Raw genomic sequence first — 13452 nt, 5'->3', positions numbered from 1 at the left:
TGGCACGTTTCTTCTATTAGTATTAATTATTGCTCTCAGTCAATGGCCTGATGGGCCAGCAAAAGCGCCCCTGTAATCCCGGCATCATTGCCTAAACCAGGGCTTACAATATATTCTGACAGCACCGGCAAGGAAACATAGTCACGCAGAAACTCCTTCAAATGCTTATAAATAGAAGGGAATACCTGTTTCTGGTTCATGACGCCGCCGCCCAGGATAATTTTTTTCGGAGAAAGGATCAAAATATATTGCATTAGGGCCTGGGCAATATAGTAGCCTTCCAATTCCCATACTTCATTCCTGTCCACTAACTCAATCCCTTTTTGTCCCCAGCGCCCTTCAATGGCAGGGCCGGCCGCCAATCCTTCCAGGCAATCACCGTGGTATGGGCACCGCCCCTGATAGGGATCCTCCGGATGAGGTCTGACGAGAATATGCCCCATTTCCGGATGAGAATGCCCTTGAAGCAGCTGCCCCTGAACGAGCGCCCCTGCTCCAATTCCTGTTCCAACCGTTATATACAAGCAGCTATCCAACCCTTTGGCTGCACCAAAGGTCGCCTCGCCTAACGCGGCAGCGTTCACGTCCGTATTAAATCCGATGGGAACCCCAAACTCATCCTTAAACGTTTGCACAAACGGATAATCCTTCCATCCTTGTTTTGGGGTAGACGTGATATGTCCATATGTAGGGCTTTCCCAGTTGACGTCAATCGGGCCAAACGAACCAATCCCGATGGCTTCGATTGGGTATTTTTTTAAAAATTCTATGACCTTTGGGATGGTTTCATTCGGAGTAATGGTAGGCACTTGAATCCTGTCCACGATATTCCCTTTTTCGTCTCCTACCGCGCAAACAAATTTTGTCCCGCCCGCTTCAATCGCACCATGCATTTGCAGCTCCTCCTAATCTATTATTCTTCAAACCGGCCTGCGTCCTTGAGGAAATGAAACAATGCCCCGATTAAGTTGGCATCATTTCCAAACTGACACGCCTCCACTTCAATCTCTAACGTGGAAATGTCATCCCTTAACCTCATCAATTCCCGATTGATCCCGTCCATCACTTCCTGCCGCTTGCTGATGCCGCCACCAATGAGGATTTTTTGCGGGTCCAAGGCATATTTTAAATTATAAATTCCGATGGCAAGCCGTTTATAAAATTCTGCAATACTCTCCTTGGCAATCGTGTCACCTTTATCGGCAATAAGAAATACTTCTTCACCGTTCAACATTCCTTTTTCCAGTGACTTTCTCCTCGCAACCTCCTCCACTAAAGCATGGGTTGAAGCAGTCTTGCTCCAGGTTTGATCAAGCGGATTTTTAGACTGTGCTCCCATGATCATGTAGCCGAACTCCCCGACGTGGAGCGACGCCCCGCGTAAGATTGATTGGTTAATGACGATACTGCCGCCAATTCCGGTACCTATGACAATACAAATATAGTATTCCGTGCCTTTTGCTGCACCTAACCATCCTTCCGCCAAAGCGGCGCAATTGGCATCGTTTTCTATCGATACCGGGAAACCCGTTCGTTCCCTTATGAGGTCAGTCATACAAACTCCATGTATATACGCAATCGCACTGGCACCGCCAATAAACCCCGTTTTAACATTTACAGCACCGGGCGAACTTAATGCAATGCCTTGCAGTTCAAATGAATTCGAATATTCTTTTGTAATTTGGCTAAGTTTCTGCAAGAAACTTTCTAATCCATCACAAGGAGTCGGAAACTTCCCACTTTCTAATTTCTTTCCTTCTTGATCCATAACAGCATATTTTATATAGGTGCCGCCAATATCGAATACCATGTACGCTTTCATCCGACTCACCTCATTTTCATCCTTTGCCCATTCCATGGTTAAAACCCATTGTTTTCGGACAACTGTTTGTACCATTTCCCTGATTTTTTAACCGTTCGTGTTAAATCGTTCTTTAAATCTACTTCCACTAATCCATATCGGTTCTTATAAGCGTTCGTCCATGACCAGTTATCCATAAATGTCCATAGGTGATATCCTAAGCAATTCGCTCCTTCTTCGAGCGCTTTATGCACCCATTTCAGGTGTTCCTGGATAAATTCAATCCGATAATCATCCTCAATAAACCCTTCCACATGACGGAACTTTTCTTCCCCTTCAACACCCATTCCATTTTCCGAAATAAAGAATGGCAGATTCCTATAGTTGTCACGGAGGTCAATCATAATATCGTAGATAACTTCCTCGCAGATTTCCCAACCACGGTGCGGATTGATTTTCCTGCCTGGCATGATATAAGGATCAAAAAGATGTTCCGGCATAAACGGAGCATTCTCCGGCTCAGGCTTCTCTTTCGCTTTAACACGGCGCGGCTGGTAGTAGTTCACGCCTAATAGATCAATCGGATTATTTCTAATCACTTCCAAATCACCGGCCTCCACGGCTGGAAGCAGGTCTCTTTCATTTAAAATATCAATCAAATCACGGGGATACTCCCCTTTTGTGACCGGATCAAGGAAGCTGCGGTTAAAGAATAAATCCGAAATATGGGCAGCCTTTACATCTTCTGCAGCCTGACTCCGCGGATAAGTTGGGGTGAGATTGAGGATAATGCCAATTTTCCCGTCCACATTAATTTTTCTAAAGGCTTCTACTGCCTTCGCATGGGCCACAATGGTATAGTGGGCAACCGTTGCCCCCCGTTTGAAATCCACTATATTTGGATAATGCCAATTATATAAATACCCGGCCTCAACCGGGACGATCGGTTCATTAAAGGTAAACCAATATTTCACACGGTCGCCAAATAAGCGAAAACAGGTCTCCGCATAATTCACATAGGCATCGATGACCTCCCGGCTTTCCCATCCGCCTTTTTCCTGCATGCACATCGGCATATCGAAATGGTATAAATTCATAAATGGTTCGATGTCATGTGCAATCAATTCATCGATGACCTGGTTGTAAAAGGCAACGGCCTTCCCGTTTACTTCACCAGTTCCATCCGGAATCAAACGTGACCATTGAATCGAGGTCCGAAAGGAGTTATGGCCCGTTTCTTTCATTAGCTGGATATCTTCTTTAAACCGATGATAGAAATCCGATGTATGTTCCGGGCCAACCCCATGATGAAAACAAGCAGGTTCCACGCTGGACCAATAATCCCAGATACTTTGCTTTCTACCATCCATCAGCGCTGCGCCTTCCGTTTGTGGGCCTGATGCGGCACTTCCCCACCAAAAGTTTTTTGGAAAACGATAGGTAAGGTTATATTCTTGCAATCTATTATCCATTGATTATCACCATCCTTTTATATAATTTTTCTCCATTCACTTGGTGTCGTTCCCACACTTTTTTTGAACTGTTTATAGAAATAAGCCGTATCCGAATACCCGACCTTTTTGCCAATTTCACCTGCACGGTAATGCGTGGTTTTGAGGAGCTCCTTTGCCTTTTCCAATCGGTATCGGTTTAGGTATTCTGAAAAAACTGCCCCTACTTCTTTTTGAAATAATTGCCCCAAATAGATGGCATTGACATGAAACTGCTGGCCCAATGTTTTTAACGAAATCCCTTCATCATAGTGGGCATGGATATAATCAAGGACATTTTGGACAATCGGACTGCGATTGTTGACTTGCTTATGGATTGAAAAAATTAATTCCTGGCAATATTCCTTCAAAATGGCTTTCATCTCGTCAATATCAGAGCTATACACGATTCTTTCGATGGCAGCCGTATGATAGGAGAGATCGTTCGGCTGCAACGAATAATGGATATAGGAAAGTAAATTAAAGATATATTTTCTGGCAGCTGGCGGAGAGATAAAGCTGGAATTCTTGGTGAGATCCTGAAAAAAAGAATCAATCCGTTGAAAAACTTCTCCCTCTGCTTTCAATAGCTGCTTGACAATCGTTTCTTTAAATTCTTGCTGTTTTTTTAATTCTTCATGCTTATCAATCGTCAAATGTTCGGAAAGAAGTACATTTGGGCATGAATATAACTGCAATAAGCTGTATTCCCTTGCTCTCATAAAACTTTCTTCTAATTCGTCTACCGCTTTTACCGGTTTTCCCATCGCTAAGTAGAATAAACCTGCCCCTCTTTTTTCATCTTTTAGCTGCTCTACCAGGCCTTGGTTATATCGATATAGTTCCTCTTCCTTTTCGCTCCCTATAATAATGACCAGGTCTTGATTTGGAGTGAATAAACAAACGGCTGCGCAATGTTCCTCAATAAAGGTTCTGATTTCCTTTAGAATCTCAACTCTGTAATAGTTTTCAAAGCTTAAAATAGAAACAGCATAATACGGCTGAGTAAACTGGATATCATATAATGACAATCTTTCCAGACAGTCGTTCTTCTCAATCTCTCCATTTAAAAACCGCCATAAGGTATTGTCCATTAGGGTAGACGGTTCCTGTGCCTGATTACCTCCCGACACTGCATTCATTTTCCGGCCTACATTTTGAATGGTCGATAATAATTCTTCCTCATCCACAGGTTTGACTAAATAGTTTTCGATCCCTAATAACAGACCATGCTTAATATACTTAAACTCTTGATAACCAGTTAAAATTATACATTTCACCTTCGGCTGGATTTTTTTCGCTTCCTCAATTAAATCCAACCCGGACATTTCTCCCATTAATATATCGGTAATTAGGAGGTCGACTGGATGTTCCTTAAGATAGGTAAGAGCCTCTTCCCCACTCTCGGCACGCGACACAATTTCAAAGCCATCATCCTCCCAATCTAGGAGGGCTTGAAGTCCTATCGTAATTAACGGCTCGTCATCAACTAGAAGCACCTTATACATCGCTGGTCCCTCTTACTGGAATAGAAAGTGTCACAATCGTTCCCTTATCTTTGATACTTTTCACAGAAATGCCGAATGCGTTTCCAAATTTCAGTTTTAAACGTTGATGGATATTTCTTAATCCAATTGAATCCATTTCGTCTCCGTCTTCACAATTAAGATGCTGGACAATCATCGCAAGATCCTCCTCCGTTATCCCCTTACCATTATCCTCCACTGTTATTTCCAACGTTTCCTCTAGCTGAGTGGCACGTATGAGCAGCTCATTTTCGGAGCAATCCTTTCTAAAACCATGAACAAAATAATTTTCGATGATCGGCTGCAAAATGAGCTTTTGCACAGGTGTTTGCTCCACGTTACTAGGTATATGAATATCAACCTGTAGTTTGTTTGGGAATTTAAATTGCATTAATTTTAAATATTGATTGACATATTCAATTTCTGTATATAAAGGCACCGTGTCTTTTGATTCTAACGAGTAGCGGAATAGCTTTGATAAATGGAAAATCATTTTACTAGAAGTTTTTGAACCCTCTACGACAGCCACCATCCGTATCGCCTCTAACGTGTTAAATAAAAAATGAGGATCGATTTGGGCCTGAAGCGCTTTTAATTCCGCTTGCTGCTGCTTTAAATTTAACAGGTAAAATTGTTCAATATAATTATTCAATTCATCTAACATCGAATTGATATTGACAGCAATCCTTGATAATTCATCATCATGTTTGGATTCCGGTATCCTGGCATCCAGATTTCCATTCTCAACCTGCCGAATAATCGAAACAATCTTATTAATACGTCTTGAATAATTTCGAGTAAAGGAATAGGAAATTAAAATGGAAATTATGATGAAGAATATAATGACACCCCACATGGTTCCCCTGACGATCGTAAGCTTTTGCCACCCTCTATCGGGAATAACACTGACATACGTATAATCGCCCTGGTTCGCAATGGTACTGATATAAAAATGGTCATTCTGCCACTTTATTTTTTTCTCATTTGTTTCAGGCTTTATCTGTTTGATCATATCTAAGGGAACATCACCCTTATTGACGGAATAGATGATTTTCCCTTCAGCATCCATGATAAAAAAGGAAGCAGGCACTCCATCGCGCTTTTTGACCATTTTGTCCAGTCGACTAGTAGAATAAAAAATAGTAATCTCACCTATTTTTTTCAAGGTCACTGGATTGTTAACGACAATCTGTTTGGTAAAGGTATCTCTTAGCTGCCTGCCTCGTGGAATACCATCCCCACCAAGATTGGGAATCTCTTCTGAGAGATACAGGCTGCCTAAATGCCTGGGAGAATCGATGATGCTTTTATTCCATCGTAAATTTTGAAAAATGAGCAGGTATTCTACAGAAGGGGTTTCCAACGAACGTAAACTGATCGCGTTAATATCGCTATCTTGACCGAAATAGGCATTGAAATACGTATCAATATTATTCGGTGTAAAGGACTTGCCCTCCGAAAATTTATCGAGACGGTATTCTAAATATTTCGCATACCCGTTTTGAAGGGCAAAGGACATATCATCAATGACTTCCCCTTTAACATAAAAATCCCTTTTGGACCGATTAATATCTGCATCTTTAGCGGAAAAATAATCCTCCACCCGCTCCATCGTTCTGGTATTGACGTTCACTTCTTTTTGAATAATCACTTCGGAGTAATAGTTCGTAATCGTAACGATTAAAACAATGATGGTTAAAATAATAGTGATAGATGATGCAAAGAATAGTTTATTAAATATTTTTTGAGTAAAACGTCCTTTTCTTCTTAATCCCATTTTGATGTCCTCAAATTATACTTATTGTTTTTTTCTAGTCTACCACTGGAACCTGCGGTTTCAAATAAAAGCAAGCTGAGATTTTCCACCCAGCTTGACTTTTTTGTTCTTATTATTGCTTGCTCTTCCATTCGTCAAATTGCTTTTGAATTTCTTTTAAGACCTTGTCAATTCCAGCTTCTTTTAACTTCTTATTATATTTTGGCAAGTACTCTTCTGGGTCAACAGAACCTGTTGCCAAAGCCGGATAGAATTCTTTTGAAATATTCGTAATCGATGCAAGCTCAGATCTTACTGGGTCGCTGTTAAAATGAAAACCAAGGGTTGGCGCTATTTTGGCAGATTTGTTAAACTCTTCGAATTTATCCCACTTATCTTTAGGATCATTTTCATACAAATCTAAAATAAAGAAGTTTCCAAGTGAATAAGATGGAACATTATAACGGTCTACACGTGCAGGAAGGTCTTTAATCGTTCCATTGTCATTTTTTTCGTAATGAACGCCTTCTATCCCTTTGTCAACAAGGTTGCGTAGGTATGGGTCAGTATTAAGCAGTGTCAGGAATTCCATTGCTTTCTCAGGATTCTTGGAAGTGGCTGAGATGGCCTGAATGGAACCGGATACAGAATCATTAATGGTAATCGGATCTTCAGCCGGAACGGAAACAACATCATACTTAGCCGAGCGCGACCATAATAAATCAGCATATGGCTGAGAATCACCCATGCGGACAAACCAGTTTTCTACATCCATTGGCCAGCTGTCTTTACTTGTCGCTGCATCTTCTTTAAGAAATCCAGCCTTATAATATTGATGCATAGTCTTATAGGTTTTCATGGTTAAATCAGATTCAAATTGGTTAATCACATGGTCTCTATCGCCTTCCATTGCAAAGGCAAATGGCATTTCATTATTAAAGATATAATCGTATGGCAGATAGGCTTTGAATGTAGCCATTGGAGTGACGCCAGGTTCGTTCTCTTTAATGGTTTTCAGCATTGGTTCAAGATCTTCCAAGGTTTTTACTTTTGAAAGATCAAAGTGGTATTTGTCTACAATGCGTTTATTAAAGGTATAAACCGATTGTCTAGCTGCCTCTTTATTAGTAGGAACGCCATAAATTTTTCCATTGACTTTAATTCCTTCTAACAGGGCAGGATTAAGAGTCTCTTTAAGTTCTTTGCCCTCTTTTCCTAACATATCGTCAATGTCCGTAAATGCACCTTTTTGGGCATTCTGAACGTAAGAGGTACCGTTCGTAAAGATAATATCAAAGGGTTCCCCTGAATTAATCATCACCTGTGATTTTTGATCCCAATCCCCCCAGTCAATTTGGGTCATTTTCACTGTGGCATTAATTTTTTTCTTTGTATACTTGTTGACTTCTGCAAAGACTTTTTCAGTATCTTTTTGCGGGGTTCCAATGGTGTACCATTTAATTTCATAAGGTTCGCCATTTTTACCGCCCTTTTCTGATGTGGCACTGTCTTTGCTGGTGCAGGCAGATAGAAGGGTTCCAGCTGCCAAAACGGATGCGAGAATAATACCTAACTTCTTTTTCTTCATTCCTCTTCTCCTCTTTCTGTTGATTATTCTTTAACGCCGCCAATCGTCAGTCCGCTAATAAAGTACTTTTGGAAGAACGGGTACGAGACTGCTATCGGTAAGGTGGCGATTACAACCATAGCCATTTTGGCTGATTCTTGCGGAATCGTATCAAATAAACTTGTCTGCATGATAGCGACATCCATATTTTTTCTCATAAATTCAAGATTTGCCTCAATTTTCATGAGTAAAGCTTGAAGCGGAACCAGATTAGGGTTATCAATATAAAGCAAGGCTGTAAACCAGTCATTCCAATAACCCAGTGTACTGAACAAGGCAATTGTGGCAATTCCCGGTAAGGAAAGCGGGAAGATGATTTGGAAGAAGATTCTCCATTCACTTGCCCCATCGATTCTTGCCGATTCCAAAATCGATTCAGAAACGGACTTTAAGAAGAATGTTCTCATGATGATAATGTAAAACGCATTCATCGCAAGGGGCAGGATCAGTGCCCAAACGGAATTTTTCAAATGCAGGAACTGGGTGACAACGATGTAAGTCGGCACCAGTCCGCCGCTGAAAAGCATCGTAAAGAATGCTAGGAACGTGAAAAATCTTCGATACTTAAATTGCGGTCTTGAAATCGCGTAGGCATAAAAGGTAATCATGAACACACTGATGATGGTACCGACAATCGTAATAAAAATCGTGACACCATAGGAGCGGAAAAAGGACTCCTTCATACCCCAGAGATAATGATAAGCATCCAAGCTCCATTCCTTCGGGATCAATTGAAAACCGTTCCTTACAATACTTTCCTCACTTGTAAACGAAATGATAATGACATAGATAAAAGGAAAAATACACGTAAACGCGAGAATCCCAAGCAGCACACTAATAATAGCATTTGCGGCCGGATGCATATGTTGAGGGCTCCGATACTTCTTCCTGATGACCTTAGGGTTCCCCTCTTTCATTTCTTCTACTGGTTTTGAAATAAGAAGCGTTGATTGGGTTTGTTCTAGTTTTGGCATATCATTAGCCGCCGGGCGACTTTTCCTCCCTTCTTAAAGAAATGAACATTAAAACAAGGCACTTTCCTCATCCACTTTACGGACAATGTAGTTGGTAATGATCACGAGGATAAATCCAACAGCCGACTGGTATAGACCCGCAGCCGTACTCATGCCTATATCCCCCAGATTCATGAGACCCCTGTATACGAAGGTATCAATTACATTTGTCACCCCATATAGAGCTCCCGAATCTCTTGGCACTTGATAAAACAATCCGAAATCCGAGTTGAAGATCCGTCCAATATTCATGATGGTCAGGATAATCATTAATGGCTTAAGCATTGGCAGGGTAACATGTTTAATCTGCTTCCATTTTGAAGCACCATCAATCATCGCTGCCTCATAATACGTCCGGTCAATCCCGACGATGGAGGCTAAGTAAACGATACTGCCGTAACCAACACCCTTCCACATGCTCATGAATACGAGAATAAATGGCCAATATTTCGATTCGCTATACCACGATATAGGATCGACATGGAACCAGCCAAGAATATGATTTAACAAGCCGTGTTCCGTACTTAGGAAAGTGAAGACAAAATAACTGCCGATAACCCATGAAATAAAATGCGGGAACAGGATAGAAGTTTGGTAAACCTTCGACAGCCTCTTATTGATTAACTCACTGAGCAAGACAGCTGTTGCAACCGCCGTTACCAGCCCTAATACGATAAAGACAAGATTGTAAAGGATGGTATTTCTGGTAATGATCCAGGCATCATTTGTACTGAATAAATATTTAAAGTTGTCAAAGCCAACCCATTCACTATTCATGACGCTGGCAAAAAATCCATCGGGATCAATTCGGAACTTTTTAAAGGCCAATACCTGTCCAAACATCGGCAAATACGAAAATAGGAGCAGCCAAATTGTTCCCGGTAACACCATAAGCAGCCAAACTCGATTTTTATAGAGATCGCTTAATATCCTTTTCATGTTTCTCCTCCCTCCGAATATTATGTAAGCACTTCCATACCCTTATTTTAAAGGGAAAAGAGGCCTAATTATAGTTGACTAATTTGGGATTAAGTGCAAAAATCTTAGAATTTTTTTCAATAAAATGAGAGAACCGACTGAAGCGGTCTAGTCGGTTCTTTTTTGTCCTATAAAACTCGAAAAGTCTTAATCTCATACGGTTTGATTTCAACCTCAATAGGTGATGCCGATTCTTCTCCGATTGGTTCTTCCATCAAATTGGTCTCCACCCATGAGTTCATGCCTGTGAGAATATCCAAAGAAATCTTGCCCCTGCGTCCTTCATATTCATGAAGGCGGATAATGATGCCGTTGCCATCATAGGCCGGCTTAATAGCATCAATCCAAACATGGTCCGAATCCATTTCGAGGAAAGACTCTTCCTTTGCCCATTTCCCTTCAGAGGCCACAACAGGATCGTTCAAATCCCACGCTGTCTCCACCGTTTTCGCTTTGCGCCATTCCCCGATATGCGGGTAAAGCGAATAAACGAACGAATGGGTTCCCTGATCTGATTGTGGATCAGGATGAATCGCTGATTTTAATAGGGTGATACGCATTATATGTTCTTTAATGTCGTAGCCATATTTGGAATCGTTCAATAGGCTTACCCCATAGTCTGGTTCTGACAGGTCGGCCCACTGATGGCCCACCGTTTCAAATTTAGCCATATCCCAGCTTGTATTCCAATGAGTCGGGCGCTTCACATTTCCATATTGAATATCATAAGTGGCCTCGGTGGCGCGGATATCCACTGGGAAAGCAGCCTTCAGCAGTTTTCTCTTTTCATGCCAGTCTACCGTTGTTTCAAAATCAATGCGGCGGTCATTTTGATAAAAGACAATCCGCTGGGAGACTTCAGAATGATGATAAGTCCACTTAGCAAGAATTGTAAATGTCAATTCCCCATTTTCCACGACTTCAAATCTGATTAAATCACGGATTTCTTCCATTTTTTCTTGATAAAAGAGATCGATATCCCAAGCATCATGGGCAAGCGGCTTATCTTCAAAAATTTGCAAGATATTTCCCTTTTGATTCTCAGCGAGAACCCCACGGCCTGCTTCCTTATCAAAGAGGGACGTCATTTGGCCAAATTCATTCCATTCAACCAGGTAATACGGCGTTTCCAATTTCCGGTCCTGATAGCTGAAATTCGAATTCGTTTCCTGAACGGCTGCCGCCGGCTCAAAATATAACGTCTTCGCCCCAAAGGAAGGAAGGGTGTCGACCTCAATCAGCCAGCCGTTATCCCGTTTTTGATGGGTTAAGATTTCTCCCATGCTGTTTTTCCAAACACCTCCGGCAAAATCAGCAAATTGCTGGACCGCCACATTTTTCTTCCCTTGGTGGTGATTGGCATTAAAGAGCACGACAGAGCGGTCATCCTGTTCGATTCCGCGCTTGATAATGCGGGATTCCAGGCTTCGAACTAGCTCATGCGCCTCCTTATATTCTTCCTTGGCATCCTCATACACTTCATGGATGGAGGAGCCGGGAATAATATCATGGAATTGATTGCGCAAAATAATCTTCCAGCCATTTTTCAGTTCGTCCGTTCCCATCCATTGGCCATTTTCAGAAATCCATGAAGTAAGGAATTCAGCCCTTCGGTATAAGAGCTCCAATTTCCGATTCATCTGCTTCATAAACGCCTGGCTGGTATAAGTGCCCCGGTGGTACTCAAGGTACAGCTCGCCATCCCATTTATGAATATAGCCATCCGATTCGGCAACATTCTCGTGAAGCTTGTTAAAAAATTCCCCGGCTGTCGACGTTTTTACCTTCGGCATCCCTGGGAGCGCATCAAATCTGCGGCGCATTTCAAGCATATGCCGGTTGACGCCGCCGCCGCCATCACCATATCCATAGGAAAGAAGCAAATCTTTGGATAACTCCTTATCACGATAGCCTTTCCAAGCGCCATTCACCGTTTTCGCGGTAATAAAGCCATTATACGTATAGAACCAAGAGTCCTGAGAATTCCATGGCTCCGGCGTCGTAATAAAATGCGTTAAAATCTCGGAACCATCGATTCCTTTCCAGTAAAAGGTATCATGCGGCATCCGGTTATACTGATTCCAGCTAATTTTGGTCGTCATCATTGTTTTAATGCCTGACTTTGTTAAAATCTGCGGCAGCGCCCAGCTGTAGCCGAACACATCCGGCAGCCATAAATACTCGCAATCGACGCCAAACTCTTCTTTAAAAAAGTTCTTCCCATGCAGGATTTGGCGGACAAGCGATTCGCCGCTCGGAATATTACAGTCCGACTCAAGCCACATCGCTCCGCCGGCTTCCCATTTGCCTTCAGCCACTCTTTCTTTTATTTGAGCGTAAATCTCAGGATAATCCGTTTTGATATAGTCATAGAGCTGAGGCTGTGTTTGCAGAAATAAATATTCAGGGAATTGCTTCATTAAATGCAAGACCGTTGAAAAAGAACGAGCAGACTTCTCCCGTGTATTTTTTAACCGCCAAAGCCAGGCCACATCAATATGGGTATGGCCGACAGTGTGGATCGTGATGTCTGAAGTTTTGGTGAAGGACTGAATTGCCTCTGTAAGGATTTCCTCCGCCGCATAACAGGACTGATAAAATTCAGGGCTGCCGGGCTCGGTCCAATTAATCAAATGAAGGGCATCCGAAATCAACTTTTTCAAAATGGTATAGGCGGAATCCGATTCACTTGTTTCTTTTATCACTTCATAAGCAGCTAATAGGGTGTAATAGAGATTATCTACCCGGCGATCCAGCCAGCCAATCGCGGCCATTTGCAGCTTAAATTCATTTTCTGTCGGAACTCCTCCACCCTCAAGTCCTGACCAGAGCCTGAAATCCAAACGCATCGGCCCCTTGGCCGTTTGGTTATCGAAGAGGACTTCTTCATGATTGGAATCGACACCCTGATAAGGTTTGCCATTGACAAATAGAAGCGACTCAAAGCCTGAATTATTGCCCCCGCCCGTTTTTCCGAACGAGAATAGACCGACAATCTGCTGATCGGCATATGGCAAATGAGTATCGATCTCAGCATTAAGCCAAATATAGCGATCGCGGCCTTTCCAGTAGTCGCCGATATTCATCACCTTTTGTTCATCATACACAGCCGGTGGATAGGCACCAATTGAACCATCATCCTCCTGGGCGAAAAATTGTTGAATTCCCTTAAGGTCTCGGAACCGGTAACCCTCTAATTCCCTGATGCGCTCTTCAAATTTTCTTTCTGTTAAGAACATGCTTTCACCTCGTTATAACTAG

General features: G+C 42.1%; 9 protein-coding genes. All 9 read right to left on the bottom strand.

Annotated features, from left to right (window positions below; translation table 11 throughout):
• Positions 1-35: 35 nt before the first annotated feature.
• Complete coding sequence (locus tag ACSU6B_RS18810; protein ID WP_410887600.1) at positions 36-893, bottom strand: ROK family protein; 858 nt, start codon at positions 891-893, stop codon at positions 36-38.
• Between the two features lie 20 nt (positions 894-913).
• Positions 914-1858: an ROK family protein gene (locus ACSU6B_RS18805; RefSeq protein ID WP_410887598.1), complete on the bottom strand. Its 945-nt coding sequence runs from the start codon at positions 1856-1858 to the stop codon at positions 914-916.
• Positions 1859-1860: 2 nt separating this feature from the next.
• Positions 1861-3273: a glycoside hydrolase family 1 protein gene (locus tag ACSU6B_RS18800; RefSeq protein ID WP_410887597.1), complete on the bottom strand. Its 1413-nt coding sequence runs from the start codon at positions 3271-3273 to the stop codon at positions 1861-1863.
• Between the two features lie 17 nt (positions 3274-3290).
• The gene (locus ACSU6B_RS18795) at positions 3291-4799 is read right to left on the bottom strand and encodes a response regulator transcription factor (protein ID WP_410887595.1); all 1509 of its coding nucleotides are present in this window, start codon (positions 4797-4799) and stop codon (positions 3291-3293) included.
• Positions 4792-6594, bottom strand: coding sequence for a sensor histidine kinase (locus ACSU6B_RS18790; protein ID WP_410887593.1), 1803 nt, complete (start codon positions 6592-6594; stop codon positions 4792-4794). The genes ACSU6B_RS18795 and ACSU6B_RS18790 overlap by 8 nt, the downstream gene beginning before the upstream one ends.
• Positions 6595-6706: 112 nt before the next feature.
• Positions 6707-8161, bottom strand: coding sequence for an ABC transporter substrate-binding protein (locus ACSU6B_RS18785; RefSeq protein ID WP_410887591.1), 1455 nt, complete (start codon positions 8159-8161; stop codon positions 6707-6709).
• Positions 8162-8184: 23 nt separating this feature from the next.
• The gene (locus ACSU6B_RS18780) at positions 8185-9063 is read right to left on the bottom strand and encodes a carbohydrate ABC transporter permease (RefSeq protein ID WP_168245833.1); all 879 of its coding nucleotides are present in this window, start codon (positions 9061-9063) and stop codon (positions 8185-8187) included.
• A gap of 159 nt (positions 9064-9222) precedes the next feature.
• Positions 9223-10152: an ABC transporter permease gene (locus ACSU6B_RS18775; RefSeq protein ID WP_144554884.1), complete on the bottom strand. Its 930-nt coding sequence runs from the start codon at positions 10150-10152 to the stop codon at positions 9223-9225.
• 167 nt (positions 10153-10319) lie between these two features.
• On the bottom strand, positions 10320-13430 hold the full coding sequence (locus tag ACSU6B_RS18770; RefSeq protein WP_410887585.1) for an alpha-mannosidase: 3111 nt from the start codon (positions 13428-13430) through the stop codon (positions 10320-10322).
• Between the last annotated feature and the right edge of the window lie 22 nt (positions 13431-13452).

This window comes from Neobacillus sp. C211 (genome assembly GCF_051842875.1).
In the GTDB taxonomy this organism is placed as follows: domain Bacteria; phylum Bacillota; class Bacilli; order Bacillales; family Cytobacillaceae; genus Neobacillus.
This window is presented reverse-complemented; position numbering and strand designations above follow the sequence as displayed.